Source organism: Mesorhizobium sp. YL-MeA3-2017 (assembly GCF_030814575.1).
Lineage (GTDB): Bacteria > Pseudomonadota > Alphaproteobacteria > Rhizobiales > Rhizobiaceae > Mesorhizobium > Mesorhizobium terrae.
Genome location: NZ_JAUSVH010000001.1, coordinates 419,604 through 435,690 on the forward strand (window position 1 = coordinate 419,604; position 16,087 = coordinate 435,690).

Genomic DNA, 16,087 nt, shown 5'->3' on the forward strand with positions numbered 1-16,087 from the left:
GGGTCGGGAACGGTCAGGCCAACCAGGGCACGACCAGCAATTCGGCCGTGCCTTTCCACTGGTTGGTCTCGCCGCCGGCGCCATAGTCGTTGTTGAGCAATTTGCGCGCCGTGCCTTCCAGCGCCGGCGGCACCACCATCAGGCTTGCCGTAAGGCCGAGCGGGCGGCCGTAGTCGCCCTTCATCGACGAGACGGCGACACGCGCGGTCTCGTAGCGGGCGGCGTCGAGTGGCTGCCGCGAGCCCCAGCAGAACTGCCAGAAGCCGAAGCCGACATTGGCGCGCGCGTCGGCGCCATAGACGAATTCCTTGTTCATGAAGACATTGTCGTCGGTGAGCTTGTCCTTGGCCTGGAAGTCGAAATCGCGGCGCTTCTGCAGGATGACCGGTTTCAGCGCGCGCGAAGCATCCATGAGGAACCAGGCGGTGCCAGCGCCGCCATCGGTGTTGGCGACCGAGACCGGCTGGCCTGCCTCGTCGAGCACCGGATGGTCGATGTCGAAATAATACTGGCCGTCATAACACTTCTCGGAGAAGCCGGATTTCAGCAGGCTGAAGACGAGCTGGTCCCATTTGGCGCCGGTCGACTGACCCATTTCGGTGAACATCGGCGCATAGATGCCGAGATTGTCGGTCTCGATGTCGTCGCGGTCGACGCCGATGGTCAGTTCCCACGGCTTTTCGGTGATCGAATAGTCATGCTGCTGCAGGTTCTGCACCGCGCGCGGCCCGATCCATTCGCGCACATTGGGGATCTTGCCGAGCCAGCCATATTTCTGCGTCTTGGTCGACGACGGCACGCCGGTCGAAATGCGCGAATGCAGGGTCGAGGCCTGGCCGAGGCCGGCCTGGAACGAGGTCTTGAAGCCGACGCGCAGGCTGTCGAGATTGGCGGCGTTGATGAGCATGGACGTTGATCCTGTTGAAGCGAAAGCCTTTTCGTAGCGCCAACGGTCAGGTGAGATAGGCCTTGGCGAGCGCCTCGTCGAAACGTACCCAGACGCCTAGCTCGTCGACCCCGTCGACGAAGCCGGCGATAGAGCGCGTGTTGGTGGCGCTGGTCTTGGCCACCGTCTGGTCGTCGACGGCATAGGCCGGTCCGCCGATATCGGCGGCGGAGATGAGGTCGGCGACGGCCGAATTGGCGAAGCGATAGATGCCCGGCCGGTATTTGACGTCGACCGCACCCGCCGCGCCCGCATTGACTTTCTGCTCCTCGGCGCGACCGACACCGATCAGGCCGAGCGCCGTCTGGCCCTTGGTGAGATGGCCGGTGACTGCCCGCATGACGATGGCGCCGGCGAAGATGGTGACGCCGGCCGCCATCGGGCCGGAACGGTCGTCGCCGATCATCCTCGGCGTGTTGCGGTCGGCGGTCAGGGCGGTCATGATTTTGTCTCCGGTGGCGGATGAATGAGGTGGCTAGGCCTGGCGTTCGGCCTTCAGCGTGGCGAGATAGTCCTTCTCGGCGATGCCGAGCAGGCGCGCGGCCTGGCGCTGTTCCGCCTGCAGCGCGATCTCGCCCGCCGGAGCCGGCGGCGGCACGATCTCGCCACCGCCGCCAAGCACTGGCAGGCCGGCGATCAGTTCGGCTGTGCCGGCGGGATCGGCCATGTGCATGGCGATGTAGCGGTCGCGCAGCGGCTTGACGCCGACGCGACCGGCCTTGATGGCGCCGTCGACATAGGCTTCGGCTTTCTCGCGTTTTGTCGTCTCCTGCAGGGAATTCAGGCTCTTGGTGACGGTGGCGAGCTCGCTCTGCAGCGCGGTAAGGGCTTGCTCGCTGTCCTTGCCGCCCTTGCCGGTGGCGAGCGCCTGGGCACCGGTCAGCACGGCGCCGGCATCGATGCCAGCCTGCAGGCCGAGCGCCACCGCAATCGGATCGAGGGCGGCCTGCAGCGCCGTCAAGGACTTCGCCTTTTCGGCATGCAGCGTGGTGACAGCGGCCAGTGCCGCGTCCTCGGCCGTAGTGGCAGGCAGGCCGAGCGCGGCGAGCAACTTTTCGAGCAGCGGGTTCATCTCTGTCTCCTGGTGAAGCGTGGTCAGTCCGCGCAGGTTCGGCCGGTTGACCAGCGAGGCGCGCAGGATGGCGGTGACGGTGCCGTCGGCGGCGTGCTGGATCGCCGGCGAAATGCCGCGATAGGCGCGGCTGGCGACCAGGTGGCGGCCGTCCTCGGTCCATTCCACCCTGCCCCAGACGCCGTCGGCGCGCGCCTGCAACTCGACGATCCAGCCGCGCGCCGGCGCAGGCTCCCCACGCGGGGCGGCGAGATCGGTGGCGTGGTTCTCGTCGATCGGCAGCCGCTCGCCGGCGCCAAGGCTCGCAGTCGCCAGGCGGGCGGCGTCAGGCACGCGGTACGGCCCCCGGCCATCGCCGGTGCGGATCTCGCCGGCTGGAAGAAGATGCACCCAATCAGGCGCGCCCTCAGGCAAGCCGACGGCGGCGCAGAGCGCCACGGCGGCGATTTCGGCGGAGTGAAGCGAGGAGCGAAGCATGGCGGCAGCTTGCCGCCATGGAAAAGCTCAAACCATGCCCGCCGGCGCGGGCGTGGCACCAATTCGCTATTGGTTCTGCAAAGCTTTGCTTCTACCGCTCTTTTTCTACCTGTTGACTATCAGATTCCAACTTTGAATGACGCAGCAACTGACGAAGGTATGTGATTGTATCAATGTGCACTCAAGTACAACGAATCACACTCTGCTTCTCTCATGTCACTTCTTGCCGCAACCCAGATCCCCAAGCCAGCTGACGAACAAGCTTTCGAGCGCGCTTCAGTTGTGCTGTGGCGCAGCTTGCTCAACGATCGATCGGTGCAGCGGAACGGTCGACGGGGGCAACGACAGAATGGCGTCGATCTCTTCGGAATTCGTGACAATGACACGGATTGGCTGGTTGGCATTCAATGCAAACTCAAAAGTGAAGGACATTTCCTCACAGAGGCAGAAGTTCGCAGTGAGGTCCGGAAGGCTCTGACATTCAAGCCTCTTCTTAGAGAATTCTACATAACGACAACTGCATCGGATGATGTCGCGATGCAGGAACTCGCGCGTGTCATCACGACGGAGCTAGCGAAATCAAATCACAAACTTCGCGTCTTCGTTTGGGGGTGGAATACGCTGGAAGAAAAAATCAACGAGGATGCCGACGCCCGCAACTCGTTCGATCCAACCTACGACCCGTTCAGTGGGAAACTTCTAGACGAAACGCGGGCGATGCTCGTTGCTCAGCATGAGACACGTGCGGACATGAGCGCTGGCTTCTCTCGTATAGAAGCAATGATCACCGAAGTAAGCGCGCTGAGGGTTGTGCCACCAGGTGACACAACAGTCGCAATGAGCTTGCTTGAGGAGCATCTCGATGCCGAGATCGACGAATATCGCGAACTGAACAACAACGGAAAAACGCTGACCGCATTACCGCTGCTGGAAAGGCTCCTGGATCGTGTCAAGACATCAGCTTCCGGTCGCATCCTCTTCCGCATAAAAGCGAACATCGGCCATTGCCTGGTGGCGCTCGGCAAGGACGATGACGCCGCCGCGATGTTGCTGGCATCCTACAGCCACGCGCCTGACGAGCCCAAAGCTGTTGCAAACAAGGCTTTCGGGCACTTGCTGAGGGAGGAATACGAGGAGGTTCTGGCATTCGGAAGCTCAATGCTGGAAGCCAATCCAACGAATGAATGGCTCGCAGGCTACGTCGTACAGGCCGCCAGGTTCGATACATCGATCAGCGATCCGCTCGGCATCGTTCCTGAACAACTGCACGCAACTGCTTCAGTTCAGATCGGAAGGATTGATTTCGTCAGACGCAATGGCAAGCCGGGTGATTGGTGGCCGATCGCTCGAAAGGTGTTTGAAGCACATCCCCTGGAGCCTTATGCGATGCAATTTGCAGCGGAGGCTGACCTCGAGGAAATATTAGCAAGTGAAGGCTTTCAAAACCGGCGCCTGCTCTCACCGACGGAACGAAGTAGGCTCGAAGCTGCAGCAACAATACTCATTTCACGATGGGATCATGCGAGGGTTGCTGACGGTGCAATACGGCCAGAGGATGCAGCTGTTTGCTGCAATATCTTGGTTACGCTTCATGCCCTCGGCAACCTGAATGCAGCGATCGACATCGCACATCAAGGGCTCTCGCTAGCGCCTAATGACGTCGAGATCATTACCCGCGCAGCCGTAGTCGCCATCGACGCCGATGACGAGCTCTTCGCTCGATCGCTCCTTGCTAAGCTACCGAGAAGTTCGGACGCAGCTGTCCTAAAGTTCCGATTTCACGCCGCACGTGGAGATTGGGAAGAAGTAGTGCGTATCGCTGAGGATGACGCTTTGTTGATCCCAGCGTCGGAAGCCCCGGCTATCTTAACGACCGGAAAGCTAGCAAAGATTAAGATCAGTCATGGTGATCAGGAAACGCTCAGGCAACAGATATCCTCTATTGCCTCCGAGGCCTCTGGCGATGCTCGCGCCAGCATTATCGTCGCTGACTTTGCGCGAAGAGAAGGAATTCAGGGCATTGCTGATGATACCTACAAAGTAGCCCTCACCCATATCAGTGATGAAAGTCACGTCGCGGACAGGTTGATGGTGGCACATCATGCGGCACGGCGCGGAGATTATTCGATCGTCGTGGACCTGTTGGACAATCATGTAGCGGAAGACCATGACAATGACGAATTGCGGACACTTGCACGCGCATTGGTCAATGATTACCCCATCCGGCAGCGTGCCTTGGCTTTCTTCGAACGATTGTCCGTCGAGTTAAGAGCACTCCCCTTCTTCCTGAATGCTGAAGGTTTGTTGCACTTCAACCGCGGCGCCCTCTCCGAAGCAGAAGCGGCACTCAGAAAGGCCGTCCAGGTACGACCGGACCTTGAAAACTACCTTGCGCTCATCTCGGTGCTCTACCGCTCAGATCGAAATGACGAATTGAAAGAGGTCGTTGAAGCAATCGATCTCAAGACGGTGGATGGAACACCTGGTCAGAAGATGTTCCTAGCCCAAATCGTGCGAAAGATCGGGGAGGGAGCCAAAGCACTCGAGTACGCCTATGAAGTACTCCGATCTGCTAGAAATGACCAGAACGCAGCTCTTCGCTATTTCGGTCTCATCATGATGAATCCGGCGGACGGTCTCATCCCGCCTGTTGAAACCGTAGCAGTTGGAACATGGGTCAGCCTAGAAAGCGATAAGCACGAGACGCATGCGTTCCTCATTGAAGAAGGCAGTGATCGACCTGCCGAGGATATCTTGAGCCCAGCTCATCCGACTGTTGCGGCGGCCCTTGGTCTGAAGATCAATGACGAATTCGAGATGCCGGCTGGTTTTGGCCGGGTTCGAAAGTGGCGTGTCGTAGAGATCAAGCACAAATATCTCCACGCTTTGCACGACGTCATGGAGAATTTCGAGAAAAGATTTCCGGATACCAAGGGCTTCTACAAAGTCACGATCGAGGATGACAATATCCAGCCAGCGCTGGATCAGGTTCGTCGCGTATCGGAGAGCAATCGAAAGCTCGCCGATCTCTATCTGGAGAACAACTATCCCATCAGCCTAGTTGTCTCGAGGGGCGACCGCGACGCCATCAGTTTTGTGGACTATATCCGCTTTCTCGACTTCGATATCCGCACGTGCGCAGGCACCGAAGCGGAGCGTGTAGCAGCGGAGAAAATACTAAGCGATTACAGACATACTGGCGCGGTCCTTGATACCTACACGGCATGGACAGTTGCCACGATGGATGCTTTCGCAGCACTGAAGTCGGTGGTTGGATCGGTGATAGTTCCTCAATCCGTTATTGATGAGTTAAGAACGCTAAGAGACGATCAGGAATTTGTTGGCCAAGAGGCGATGACAATCGCTTGGCATGATGGCGAATACATCAAGCAGGAATTCACTGCAGGCGATGTCGCAGTTCGTCGCAACTATATCATAGAGAAAATCGCCAGGATCGAGGCAGCTTGCGATATTCGGCCGGTCATTATTGAAAACAAGCCATCTGAGTTGGCGATCTTGACCCACCAATCCTTGGGTGCCCATGTGCTCGACGCGGCTAATCTCGCAGGAACGAAGCACATTCTCCTCTCCGAGGACATGAACTTCCGCCAGTTTGGTGAAGCAGCCTGTTCAACCAGAGGTGTATGGCTTCAGGCCGTGTTTGCATTCGCACGCGCACTCGGAACCATCGACCAGCGTGACTATGTTGATCTTGTTGTAAAACTCGCGTGGCATCGTCACGGCCACCTCTCGTTGGACGCCGCCACGTTGCTTGTCGCCTATGAGGACAGTCGAGAGAGAAATCTGGAAAACTTCAAGGCGCTCGCTCATTTTATGGGTACCAAAAATGCAGACATGCGATCGCATATCAATGTAGCAGTGGAGTTCCTCAATCAGCTTTGGCTCGTAAGCGACCAGTTCGATGTCGCCTGCCAGCAGGCCACAGGCGTCCTGCTAGAACAGATGATACGATATCACTCCACCCATTGGGCGCTTGTTCTTACTTTGATCAAAAGGGAGTGTGCTGCCCCCATCCAGCAGTATATCGGCCGCTGGCTTGTCGGCCATTTCCTTCCTACTGAGGATGTCAGCCGCGCAGAAATTCAAATTGAGGAGCGGATGAAGCAACTAAGCGTCAGCCAAGCAAATCGTGGCATTTAGTGAAAGACATAAGACGACGAAGGGAAAGGCACCGGCTGCGTCTTGCGCCGTTGAAAGACAGACACGCTCAAGCAATTCAAAACGCTTTCAGCCGTGATCCCGCGCTAAGCTTGGCAACCGGAGTCCGACCGCCTCGACATTCATGTCGACACCCGGATCGATGCCAGCCGACGACTCGATCAGACGGCCGCTCTGCCATTTGACGACAGTGCTTTGGGGCGTCGCGACTTCCACTAGCTTCCAGCCGTACCGGCGAGATAGCACTCAAATCCATGCTTGAAGCGAAGAAGAAGCGAAGAGCATCCTCCAATATCGAGACCATCAGTCGGCGTGCCGCATTTCGCTATCGACATGGCATCCAGTCGTCACGGAAGTGGATATCGCCAAAAAGGATGTGCCCCAACCAGCGCGCCGTTAGGCACGCTGGGGGCAGTCTCGACATTGGAAAGACGTTTGCCATTGCCTTACTTAGCTTTCGGCTTCTTCTTCGAGACGGCCGTGATTTTCCAGTCGCCCTTGTTCAATTTCGTGATGTCGTATTTTTTCTTGGCGTCCATTTTCGCCTTGTACGAAGCCATGGCGTAAGAGCAGCTCACCGAGCCATCCGGGTTCGAAGACATCCCGCCACCCACATGTCCGCACCAGGCATCGCAGACTGCTTCCGACCCCTGTGAACAGGTAAGTTTCCCCGCCATTGCATATGAAGCACTTGCTGCAAGAATAGCCACTGCAGCAGATGCACGAATTACGTATGTAAACATCGCGATTGCTCCAAAATCTGATCTAAGCTTGCGTCGGCTGCCCAAGATCGGAGCGCGATCAGCATAGCCTTTGTCGAATGCGATAATTGATCCCCACCGCCTCGAAATCTCGACTTAAATCCGGTGCCGATTGGATCGGTAGCTGCACGACGCGGGCAATATTCAACGCGGCCGATAGTTTGCAACCAGGCCCGAGGCGGCTGTAATTTCCACCTCTATTCCAATGATTGAGCCTATAGGTCATTTATTTGCGCTTTTATTATACCTCTATGATTTTGTTCACACATCGAAGCCTCGTGTTATGCCGAGGTTTCGTTTCCCGATTTCCCGCATGCTAAAGCGGTTTTGAACGCTTTCAGCCGCGTTTCGGCCTTCAACTGGGCAACCGGAGCCCGACGACCCCAACATTCACACCAAAGCCCGGATCGATGCCGGCCGGCATCTCGACCGGACGGCCGTGTTGCCACTTGATGATGGTGCGTTCGGGCGGCGCGTCCTCATCAACCGACCAGCCGTAGCGAGCGATATCCCGCGCCGACAGGGACTGCACGTAGCAGCGACAGTTCCAGCCGTTCGGCGGATAATGCGTTTGCCACCAGTCGTGGTCGACAGGAAGGATGACCCCATGCCAGGCGGCGTGTTCCTCGCGGCTGCCTGGTTGCGTGAGCGCCGGGTCGACATGGACGTAGCGAAGATAGGGCCTGATATGTTTCAGCCGCTGGATCTGCTGCCAGCGCCCCGCGGCATAGGCCTGCGCGGTGGCGATACGAAAGGCGAGCGCGGCGCGCCGGCCGTCGCTCTCCCAGCCGTGCCGCTCGACGATCCCGTCCCATTCGGCCAGGAACCCCGGCAGGCCCGTGCCCTCCTCCAGCGCGTCGAGCACGGCCTGCGTGATGTCATGCACCAGCGCATCGCTCATGCCGGCGGCGCGGTCGGTTGCCCCGGCGTCGACGGCGCGCAACAGTTCGAGCCAGCGTTCGGGCGGCAGCGCCAGCCGGCGTCGCAGGAAATCGATAGCCTCGTCGAAACGCACGCCGCTAGTCGCCACGGTCGACCTCCGCCGCCTCGCCGGCCAGCCAGGCCAGAAGCATCGCCTGCCGCAGCGCGGTCACCAGCTCGGCCGGCGTGCGCTCGACCGCGGCAACGCGAAACAGAACCGCCTCGGCCGCCTCCAGGCTGCCGGCGCGGCCAACCAACCCGCGCACGCGGTCGACTAACGCGGCTACAGCCGGCGCACCGAGATTCGCGCCCTGCTGCCCGATCAGCTCGTCCGGCAAGGCGGCGGCTGGCGTGTGCTGATGCTGCAGCGCAGGCTTCTCTCGGGGCTTTTCCGACCGCTCGGCCCTGCCCGGCTCTTTCGGCACCGCCGGCGCCAGCACCTCGTCCTGCGGGCCGGGTTCGGCCAGGCCGAACTTGTCGCGGATCTCCGAGGCCTGCACCCTGAGCCCGATCGGCACCAGCTGTGACAGCGCCGTCGACAATTGCGCCAGGTCCTCCTTTTCCGGCCGGGCGATGGTTAGCCGCGGATAGGCTTTCTGCGGCCCGTATTCGAGGTCGATCCACAGCCTGACCAGATCGCGGTTGAGGATCGCGGCCAGCGCGCGGGCGTCGGCGCGCTCGATGTCCTCCTGCACCTTGCGGTGTTCCTCCGACACGGCATGGCCGCCGGAGATGGCGTCTGTCGTCGTGGTCTGGCCGAGCACCGCCTTGGAGACCTGCCGGTCCAGCCAGTCGACGCGCTTTTCATAAAGGTCGATCGAGGCGCCGATCGATTTCGCCTCGACGAACTCGATCGCCATGCCGTCCGGCATGATCGCGGCGCAATCGCCAGCGATATTGGCCACCGCCCGATAGAGCTTGCGCTTGTCGTCGTCGGTGGCGTCGGCGCCATATTTGCCGATGCGGATCGGCTGCCCATAGGTCTGGGTGAAGATCGCCCAGTCGCGGTTGGCGAAGGCCTTGAACATCCAGGCCCAGGCGGCGACGCGCGCCAGGCCGGAACGCATCGGCAGGCCGGACTTCGCCTTCATCACCGCGAAGATGAATTCGCCGGGCGGCAGCGGCAGTTCGCGGCCGTCCTCGTCCAGCATCAGCGGCGTGGCGAGATCCTGCCTGGCGAAACGGAACCAGCGCTGGTCCCAGCGGTCGAGCCGCTTCGGCTGCCATTGCCCTTCCGATGTGTCCCATTGGATGCGGGTGAAGGAATAACCCTTGCCGACGCTGTCCAGCACGTCGAAGGTCTCGTCCTGCAATTCGTCGCGCTGCAGCCAGGCGCGGATCCGGTCCGCCTTCTCGACATCGGCGGCGGCATCGCTTGCGGCATCCACCGTCACCTCGAGCTGCGCCACCGACCGTTTGCGGGTGCCGATGACGCCGAGATAATGCAGGTCGCGTTCCTCGATCTGTTCGGCGAGCTCGAGATAGCGCACCGGGTCGCCCTGGTCGGCTTCGCGTAGGATGGCGGCGAGCCTGATCGGGTTCAGCCCGTCTGCCGGATAGCCTGACATTGGCGAGCGCACACCGGTCAGCGTCGGCCCCTCGCGTTCCTGCACCAGCGCTTTCCGGTCTATCGGCCTGCCATAGGCGTCGAGGATCTGCACCATCACCAGGTCCCTCCCCGGATCGAGGCGCCGAGCGGCCCGCGAAAGGCATCGTCGTCGCCGAAATCATCGTCGTCCGCACGCTCGAAGCCGCGCCTGTTCAATGCCGCTTCACGGCGGCTTGAAACCGGCTCGTAGCCATATTGGTAACGCGGGCCGGCGGCGGCATTGACCGCCAGGAAACAGGCCCAGGCGCGGTCGGCATGGTCGTCGTCGCGTTCGGCGACGAAGCGCGGCGCGCCGGTCGGACCGGCCACCTTGCGCAATTTGTGCAGGTCGGACCGCAAGGCCGGCCGCCCTTCGGGAATACGGATGGTGCGGTCCTCGAAACGTTCCTTGCCCGCCGTCGCCATCACCAGCTTGTTCGGCCCGGTAAACAGGACACCCTCGATGCGGTGTTCGCCATAACGGCGCTGCGCATCCTCGACAGGCTTTTCACCCATGCCAGTCTGGTCCATGCAGGCCCGGCCGACGCGGTAGCGCCGCATCACCTCGTCCAGCGCCTGGTCCTGCGCGGCGAAGGTGGCGCGCTTCATCTCGACGATCTCGCGCGTCCACAAAACGTCGCCGACCTGTTCCAGCACCCAGATGACGAAGAGGTCGTTGCGGCGGCCGATGTCGACGCCGACGAAGCAAACGCCGCCCTGATAGGCTTCCGGCTCGCCGGCCCGCGCATCCTCGACCGAACTGATCAGTTCGTAGGACAACCAGCTCGACGCCTCGTCGAGATATTTCAGCTCGTATTCCTGCGCCCAGGCATCCTCGTCGGCGAGGCCGGCGCGCAGTTCCTCGATGTCGCGCGGCAGTCCGTCGGCCACCGCCTGGTAGATATCGACGGCATGGCGCGACCAGGCGCTGTCGGTACCGGTGTCGAGCTCGTAGAACTTGCCCGACTTGCCGTTGGGCGTGGACGTGACACGCAGCTTCCAGCCGGCCGAGATCACCGGAAACAGCGCCTTCCAGATGGCGGCGCTGTCCTTGTGGAAGGCGAATTCGTCGAGGAAGACATTGGCCGAAAAACCGCGCGCCGTATCGGGATTGGCGGGCAGCGCCAGGATACGCGAGCCGTGCGGCAACGCCACTTCGAGCGCGGTGTATCGGACCGCGCCGATATCGTAGTCCTGCTCATACTCCTGGAAAGTCATGCCATAGGCCCTGGCATGCAGCTTGACGCCCTCGTCCATCGCCTCGCGCGCCTGGCGTTCGCCGCGCGACAGGATCACCCAGCGCGTGCGCGCCTGCCTGACTACATGTTCGAAACTGTCGTCGACGGTCTCCAGCGTCGTCGTGAAGGTCTTGCCGGTCTGTCGCGCGAACTTGCCCAGCTTGAAGCGGGAGCGGTCGTCGAACCAGCGGCGCTGGTAGCCATAGAGGATCGGCCGCATCAGGCGCCCTCCCGGTAGGCCTTGCGGATCAGTTCGAGCACCTGCCCGGCATCGACCGGCCGTCCGGTCCTGCAGACCTCCTCGGCCACTTTTTCCACCGTGCGGTCGAGTTTTTCGGCGGCGCGGCGGTTTTCCGTCGCACGGCGGTCGGCCGAGACCTGCTGGCCGGTGACGACATTCTTGTAGGCGGCGGCAAGTTCCTGCGCCTGCTTGGTGGTCTTGGCCTCGTCGAGCAGATCGTCGATCAGCGTCTTGATCAGTTCGCCCAGCACCACATCGGCATCGCCGACCTTGTCCGGCTGCAATTGCTCGGCGATCCCGGCATAGATGGCGCTGCGTTCCTCCAGCCGGTCGCGGCGGCGCTTCAGCCGCACATTGCGGCGCGAAAAAGCGGAGCGCGACAGCGGCCCCTGCCCCTTTTCGGCGAGACGGCGGTTCAGATCGGCAAGAATGTCGACCTGGGTGCGGCTGCGCTGGTTGAGCTGGCACAGCGCCCACGCCACATCGTCCTGGCACTCTTCCGGCAACAGGTCGAGTGAGGAGAGAACCCGGCGCTCGGCCATCTCAGCGCACAGGCCGGCTGGTGCGCTTGACGCCGGCCAGAAAACGCCGGTGCGAAAGATGCTCAGTGCCGGCCGGCTGAAGCGTGGCGATGATCACGGTTCCCGCCGGCGTCAGCCGCACCGCTTCCATCTCCTTCAGCCAGGCAAGCTCGCGCTCGACCCATTCGCGCTCGCGCACGATCATGAACATGTCGGCCAGATGTTCGCGCAGCGCGCTCGAGGTGGCGCTCTCGTTCGGTTCCTCGGCCAGCGCGCGCAGGATGATCAGGCGCGCCTCCTCGCGAATGATGCGCTCCAGGCTCATCGTTTCCTCTCGAGTTCCAGCTCCTGCAACCGCGACGCGATCGCCTGCACCGGCTGCAACCGTTCGCTCAACGCGTCGATGCGGCCGGACAGGCGTTCGTCCATCGCCGTCATCGAACCGGTCAGCTCGACCATGGCGAGCTCCAGTCGGTGCGCCTGCTCGCGGTCGGGCAGATGTTTCAGTTCGGTCTCCAGCGCCTGGATGCGGCGCTCATGCGCATCGAGCCCCGCGTCGATGGCGGTCAGCGCCTTGGCGCTTGTCTCCTTGTGGCCGTCGAGATCCCTGGCGATCGTCTTCTCGCCGGAGGTGAACCAGCCATAGACGATGACGGCGAGCGCGATGAAGGACAGCGCGAAGGACAGCCATTCGCTCACGGTCTCCGGCATCAGGCGCTCCCCGGCCTTGCGCCCCACAGGTCGCGCGCCTTGTCGGCCAGTCGCAGCACCGTGTTGCCGCCCATGTTGAGCACCTGGTAGCAGGTGGTGAGCCAGATCAGGTCGGCGATCGACGGCCGCTCGATGGCAGCGCCGGTGGCGGCATTGACGACCGGCACCAGCACCCAGCTGTAAGCCCACAGCGCCATGATGAACCATTGCCAGGCCGGCACCCATGCCGGCGTCGCCTTGTCCTGGACAAAGGCATGGCCGGCCTTCATGCGCGCCACCTCGGCGGCGATCAGTTCCGGCGTCTCGTCCTCGGTGGCGGCGACCGCCGCCTCGATCCTTTCGGGCGGCTGCGCCGGGATCTTGTCTGGCGGCACGCCGAGCTTTTCGGCGACGCTGTCGATGACGGCGGCGCCGATATCGGCGGCCTCGCCGCCAAGAAAACGCTCCAGCACCGATTTGACCAGCGGCGCGCCGACCTTGCGCGCTGCCTCGATGAGGACCGAGCCGACCAGCGGATCCATCAGGCATCCCCCATCGCTTCGATCTCGGCGCGATAGGCGGCGGCGCGCTGGCGATGCAGGACGGCGCGAACGGCGAAGACCAGCGCCACCAGCATGCCGGCCGCCAGAAGTGCTGCGATCGACCAGCCGGCGAGCTGCTCGGCATGACCGGGATTAAGCATGAGGTCGCCGCCTCCGCCGGCCGTCGCAGCACCGGTGCCGCCGCTACCGGCCGCGCGTGTCCTTGCCTTGGCCTGCGCCGCCCTGTGTTCGTCGGCGAGCGCCGCCTTGACCTCGTGACCGGGGAGCGAGGCGGCCAGCGCCCAGGCGACGCCCCTGGCCTCGATCGCCGCGATGCGTTTGCCCCAGCCGCCGCCGAAACTGCGCCAGATGGCGAGCGAACGCACGAAACCGAGGCGCTTGCCGCAAAGCATCTTCACCGTCTGGTGGTCGGCGCCGCCGAGCGAGGCGGCCAGCCATTTTTTCGCCCGCCCCGGCCCGCTCATCACGCCGGCATCGAAAGTAGCAAGATCGACGCCGGTGGCCAGCCGGTCGGCCCCGACCTTGTCCCAATAGTCGAGCCGGTAGATGCGCGCGACCATGGCCGGCGCGATGTTGCGCAGGGCGGTCTTGGTGGCGTTGGGCACGAAACGCCGATAGGTGGCGAGCGTGATGCCCTTCATGGTGGCGCCGCCGGGGTCGCGCGGATGGTCGGCCCATTCGCCCTCATGCTTCAGTGTAAGTTTGAGACTGGCCTCGAAATTCTGGCGCATGGCGGGCGGCTCCGGCGGCTGGAAACGGCCTGGAGCATGGGCGCCGCCGCGCGCGGCAGCCATGCCCGCCGAGGCGGGCATCGGTATCGTCATCTGGGGAAAAGATCGCCCTGGCGCGGATCGCCGGAACCCTTGGCCGGCTTGTTCGGCATGGCGTAGAACAGGCGATCGACGCCGCTTTCGCTCATGCCAAGCCTGAGCGCGATTTCCGCGTTGGAGCAGCCGGCGGCGCGATAGTGCCTGGCGCGCAATTCGCGCGCAAGCGGCACGCGGATGTAGAAACCGCCATAGCGGTCGGCGAGCCTGCCTGCGGCGGCGGCACCGATGTCGGCGGCAAGCTGGCCATTGCCTTCGGCCGGCACATAGAGCCGGGTGCCGCCGCGCCGTTCGGCGAGCCGCACCAGCCCCTCGGCGCCGAGCAGCGACAACAGCAGCGAGGAGAGCCGCGTTTCGCTCACAGCGTGCCCTTGAGCTGGCATTCCAGCCGCATTTGCCGGCAGCGCAGCTCACGCAGCCGCGCCTCCAGCTCGATGCGGTGATGGCAATGCGGGCGCAGCCTGGCGATGCGCCCGGCCAGCGCCTGGGCATCGCGCTCGAGCTGGTCGAGCGCCGAACGTTCGCGCCAGATCAAGAGCGGCGGCGGACCGGCCGGCAGGCGCACCCTTTGCATCAGCGCCGCACTCCGCTAGCAAGGACGGCATGGGCATCTTGTTCGCTTTCCTGATCATCGCCTCCGACGGCCACGACAACGAGGCGCGCGGCATCGGCGCCATGATGGCGGCCTCGGCCGAGTGCGGTTTCAAGCTCGACGAGGAAGTGCTCAGGCAAATTCTGCACGGCGCCGAAGACCGCTATCCCGGCTATGCCGAGGATGTCGCCTACGCTATGAGAAGGGCCGTCGAGCGCATCCGCCAGGCGCCGCCGAAATGGCGCGCCGCCCATTGCGCCGACATGCGCCAGGACGCCAAGGATAGCGACTTGGCGAAATAGGTCTCTCATCGCCGGGTAACCTTGCGCAGCCGCGTGCCGAGCGTCGCCATAACGCCGGCCCATTCCTTCGGGCTCATCCTGTCGATCGGGTTGAAGGCATGGTCCTGGACATAGGCCGCGAAGGCCCTGAAACCCGGCTCGACCAGGCCGGCTCTTTCCAGCGTCGACCATTGCGCGATGACGATCTTGGCGCCGGGCAGCCTTTGCCAGGCCGGCATCGAAGCGCCGAGCTTCCAGTCGACGCCGCCTTCGCGCGCCGTCCAGGCCTTCAGCGCGTCGATCGCCTTGGCCGCGTCCACCGGATCGACCAGGAAGCGTGTGTGGTCGATGCCGGTCTGGCGCCGGACGAAATCGAGCAGCGCTGCGTCTGTACGGTCGCGCACCAGGCCGAGATGCCAGGCCGAGATCCACAAGGCCTGCAGCTTGCGCGCGAACGGGCCTTCAAGCCCTCTTTTCGCGCCCTTGAAGCCGTGCCGGCGCAACGCCTCCAGAAGCCGTCCGCGCTCGGTGGCATTCATGGCGCCGGCCGAAGCTTTGCCGGTGACGCGCAGCGCGAGTGCACGATAAGTGTCCTCGTCGAGGCCCAGCTGCCTGCGGGCGACATGGATTGCGGCAAGGGTGTTCACAACCGTGGCCCCATCGCCGTCTCAGCCTTGTCGTATGCGCAAGCTGTGACTAATCTTCTGTTGGGATTGGGTTTTTCGGGGGGGCTACAATGCGCAAGATTCTTGTGGGCATTGCTTTGGTTGTATTGGCCGGCTGTGCGACAACCAGCGAAATGCCGCTGGCGCCTAATGTGGTGCGTCTCGACACACAGGCCAGCGGCGCCCTCTTTGTAGGTTCCGCTCCATCCATAACGATGAAGAAGGCAGCCGAGGCGACGCTTGCGCGCGGCTATTCGCATTTCCGGCTTGAGCAAGCCACGATGGCCTCCGGCAGCCGGCTGGTAGGCATGCAGACCCAGACCAGCGGGGTCGGTACGGCAACTGTCTACGGCAACAACGCTTACGGCACATACAACGGCACCAGCTTCTCGACACCCGTTTATGCACGCACGGCAAACATCGGCGTCACCGTCATCATGTTCCACGCCAATGAAGCCGGAGCACGCGGCGCTTTCGATGCACAGCAGGTGTTGAAGAAGGGCGGCAAGATCTAACTCATGGCAC

The 16,087-nt window shown here is 62.5% G+C and carries 18 protein-coding genes; 3 read left to right on the plus strand and 15 right to left on the minus strand.

The window, feature by feature from the left end; all coding sequences use genetic code 11:
- Window positions 1-13: 13 nt before the first annotated feature.
- From QFZ88_RS01855 to QFZ88_RS01865, 3 genes are read right to left on the minus strand one after another with little or no spacing between them, the layout of a single operon-like run.
- Complete coding sequence (locus tag QFZ88_RS01855; protein ID WP_024925161.1) at window positions 14-907, minus strand: Mu-like prophage major head subunit gpT family protein; 894 nt, start codon at window positions 905-907, stop codon at window positions 14-16.
- 46 nt (window positions 908-953) lie between these two features.
- Window positions 954-1,388 (minus strand): hypothetical protein, encoded by a 435-nt coding sequence (locus tag QFZ88_RS01860; protein WP_024925160.1) that lies wholly within the window; start codon window positions 1,386-1,388, stop codon window positions 954-956.
- A gap of 33 nt (window positions 1,389-1,421) precedes the next feature.
- Entirely contained in the window at window positions 1,422-2,495 is a 1,074-nt protein-coding gene (locus QFZ88_RS01865) for a phage protease (protein ID WP_024925159.1), read from the minus strand.
- Window positions 2,496-2,708: 213 nt separating this feature from the next.
- Here QFZ88_RS01865 and QFZ88_RS01870 point away from each other — a divergent pair, with 213 nt between their 5' ends.
- Window positions 2,709-6,656 (plus strand): PIN domain-containing protein, encoded by a 3,948-nt coding sequence (locus QFZ88_RS01870; protein ID WP_024925158.1) that lies wholly within the window; start codon window positions 2,709-2,711, stop codon window positions 6,654-6,656.
- A 464-nt stretch (window positions 6,657-7,120) separates the two neighbouring features.
- On the opposite strand, the gene QFZ88_RS01875 is transcribed toward QFZ88_RS01870, so the two are convergent.
- From QFZ88_RS01875 to QFZ88_RS01925, 11 genes are all read right to left on the minus strand, one after another.
- Entirely contained in the window at window positions 7,121-7,417 is a 297-nt protein-coding gene (locus QFZ88_RS01875; protein WP_139116469.1) for a hypothetical protein, read from the minus strand.
- A 373-nt stretch (window positions 7,418-7,790) separates the two neighbouring features.
- Window positions 7,791-8,450: a phage minor head protein gene (locus QFZ88_RS01880; RefSeq protein WP_036257077.1), complete on the minus strand. Its 660-nt coding sequence runs from the start codon at window positions 8,448-8,450 to the stop codon at window positions 7,791-7,793.
- A gap of 4 nt (window positions 8,451-8,454) precedes the next feature.
- On the minus strand, window positions 8,455-10,020 hold the full coding sequence (locus QFZ88_RS01885) for a DUF935 domain-containing protein (protein WP_024925156.1): 1,566 nt from the start codon (window positions 10,018-10,020) through the stop codon (window positions 8,455-8,457).
- Window positions 10,020-11,402 carry a terminase large subunit domain-containing protein gene (locus QFZ88_RS01890; protein WP_036253504.1) on the minus strand — a complete coding sequence of 461 codons (1,383 nt, stop codon included), beginning with the start codon at window positions 11,400-11,402 and terminating at the stop codon, window positions 10,020-10,022. The genes QFZ88_RS01885 and QFZ88_RS01890 overlap by 1 nt, the downstream gene beginning before the upstream one ends.
- Window positions 11,402-11,965, minus strand: a complete 564-nt coding sequence (locus QFZ88_RS01895) for a phage protein Gp27 family protein (protein ID WP_024925155.1) — start codon at window positions 11,963-11,965, stop codon at window positions 11,402-11,404. The genes QFZ88_RS01890 and QFZ88_RS01895 overlap by 1 nt, the downstream gene beginning before the upstream one ends.
- A gap of 1 nt (window position 11,966) precedes the next feature.
- Window positions 11,967-12,269, minus strand: a complete 303-nt coding sequence (locus QFZ88_RS01900; protein WP_024925154.1) for a hypothetical protein — start codon at window positions 12,267-12,269, stop codon at window positions 11,967-11,969.
- On the minus strand, window positions 12,266-12,655 hold the full coding sequence (locus tag QFZ88_RS01905; RefSeq protein WP_024925153.1) for a DUF2730 family protein: 390 nt from the start codon (window positions 12,653-12,655) through the stop codon (window positions 12,266-12,268). The genes QFZ88_RS01900 and QFZ88_RS01905 overlap by 4 nt, the downstream gene beginning before the upstream one ends.
- Window positions 12,655-13,176: a hypothetical protein gene (locus QFZ88_RS01910; RefSeq protein WP_024925152.1), complete on the minus strand. Its 522-nt coding sequence runs from the start codon at window positions 13,174-13,176 to the stop codon at window positions 12,655-12,657. Before QFZ88_RS01910 ends, QFZ88_RS01905 begins: the two co-directional genes overlap by 1 nt.
- Window positions 13,176-14,021 carry a glycoside hydrolase family 108 protein gene (locus tag QFZ88_RS01915; RefSeq protein WP_051504832.1) on the minus strand — a complete coding sequence of 282 codons (846 nt, stop codon included), beginning with the start codon at window positions 14,019-14,021 and terminating at the stop codon, window positions 13,176-13,178. The genes QFZ88_RS01910 and QFZ88_RS01915 overlap by 1 nt, the downstream gene beginning before the upstream one ends.
- Window positions 14,018-14,386 carry a hypothetical protein gene (locus tag QFZ88_RS01920; protein WP_024925150.1) on the minus strand — a complete coding sequence of 123 codons (369 nt, stop codon included), beginning with the start codon at window positions 14,384-14,386 and terminating at the stop codon, window positions 14,018-14,020. Before QFZ88_RS01920 ends, QFZ88_RS01915 begins: the two co-directional genes overlap by 4 nt.
- A complete protein-coding gene (locus tag QFZ88_RS01925) occupies window positions 14,383-14,598 on the minus strand; it encodes a hypothetical protein (protein WP_024925149.1) in 216 nt (71 codons plus the stop codon). The genes QFZ88_RS01920 and QFZ88_RS01925 overlap by 4 nt, the downstream gene beginning before the upstream one ends.
- Before the next feature lie 29 nt (window positions 14,599-14,627).
- On the opposite strand from QFZ88_RS01925, the gene QFZ88_RS01930 reads away from it, so the two are divergent.
- Entirely contained in the window at window positions 14,628-14,918 is a 291-nt protein-coding gene (locus tag QFZ88_RS01930) for a hypothetical protein (RefSeq protein ID WP_024925148.1), read from the plus strand.
- Window positions 14,919-14,923: 5 nt separating this feature from the next.
- On the opposite strand, the gene QFZ88_RS01935 is transcribed toward QFZ88_RS01930, so the two are convergent.
- The gene (locus QFZ88_RS01935; RefSeq protein ID WP_024925147.1) at window positions 14,924-15,544 is read right to left on the minus strand and encodes a regulatory protein GemA; all 621 of its coding nucleotides are present in this window, start codon (window positions 15,542-15,544) and stop codon (window positions 14,924-14,926) included.
- An 89-nt stretch (window positions 15,545-15,633) separates the two neighbouring features.
- Between QFZ88_RS01935 and QFZ88_RS01940 the strand changes: the two genes are divergently transcribed.
- On the plus strand, window positions 15,634-16,077 hold the full coding sequence (locus tag QFZ88_RS01940) for a hypothetical protein (protein WP_024925146.1): 444 nt from the start codon (window positions 15,634-15,636) through the stop codon (window positions 16,075-16,077).
- The last annotated feature ends 10 nt before the right edge of the window (window positions 16,078-16,087 follow it).

What these genes read in the sequence shown, in the direction of transcription:
- QFZ88_RS01860 (WP_024925160.1), bottom strand. Translation starts at nt 1,388, where the DNA reads ATGACCGCCCTGACCGCCGACCGCAACACGCCGAGGATGATCGGCGAC.
- QFZ88_RS01930 (WP_024925148.1), top strand. Translation starts at nt 14,628, where the DNA reads ATGGGCATCTTGTTCGCTTTCCTGATCATCGCCTCCGACGGCCACGAC.
- QFZ88_RS01940 (WP_024925146.1), top strand. Translation starts at nt 15,634, where the DNA reads ATGCGCAAGATTCTTGTGGGCATTGCTTTGGTTGTATTGGCCGGCTGT.
- QFZ88_RS01895 (WP_024925155.1), bottom strand. Translation starts at nt 11,965, where the DNA reads ATGGCCGAGCGCCGGGTTCTCTCCTCACTCGACCTGTTGCCGGAAGAG.
- QFZ88_RS01870 (WP_024925158.1), top strand. Translation starts at nt 2,709, where the DNA reads ATGTCACTTCTTGCCGCAACCCAGATCCCCAAGCCAGCTGACGAACAA.
- QFZ88_RS01885 (WP_024925156.1), bottom strand. Translation starts at nt 10,020, where the DNA reads ATGGTGCAGATCCTCGACGCCTATGGCAGGCCGATAGACCGGAAAGCG.
- QFZ88_RS01925 (WP_024925149.1), bottom strand. Translation starts at nt 14,598, where the DNA reads ATGCAAAGGGTGCGCCTGCCGGCCGGTCCGCCGCCGCTCTTGATCTGG.
- QFZ88_RS01855 (WP_024925161.1), bottom strand. Translation starts at nt 907, where the DNA reads ATGCTCATCAACGCCGCCAATCTCGACAGCCTGCGCGTCGGCTTCAAG.
- QFZ88_RS01905 (WP_024925153.1), bottom strand. Translation starts at nt 12,655, where the DNA reads ATGCCGGAGACCGTGAGCGAATGGCTGTCCTTCGCGCTGTCCTTCATC.
- QFZ88_RS01915 (WP_051504832.1), bottom strand. Translation starts at nt 14,021, where the DNA reads ATGACGATACCGATGCCCGCCTCGGCGGGCATGGCTGCCGCGCGCGGC.
- QFZ88_RS01865 (WP_024925159.1), bottom strand. Translation starts at nt 2,495, where the DNA reads ATGCTTCGCTCCTCGCTTCACTCCGCCGAAATCGCCGCCGTGGCGCTC.
- QFZ88_RS01875 (WP_139116469.1), bottom strand. Translation starts at nt 7,417, where the DNA reads ATGTTTACATACGTAATTCGTGCATCTGCTGCAGTGGCTATTCTTGCA.
- QFZ88_RS01910 (WP_024925152.1), bottom strand. Translation starts at nt 13,176, where the DNA reads ATGGATCCGCTGGTCGGCTCGGTCCTCATCGAGGCAGCGCGCAAGGTC.
- QFZ88_RS01890 (WP_036253504.1), bottom strand. Translation starts at nt 11,402, where the DNA reads ATGCGGCCGATCCTCTATGGCTACCAGCGCCGCTGGTTCGACGACCGC.
- QFZ88_RS01900 (WP_024925154.1), bottom strand. Translation starts at nt 12,269, where the DNA reads ATGAGCCTGGAGCGCATCATTCGCGAGGAGGCGCGCCTGATCATCCTG.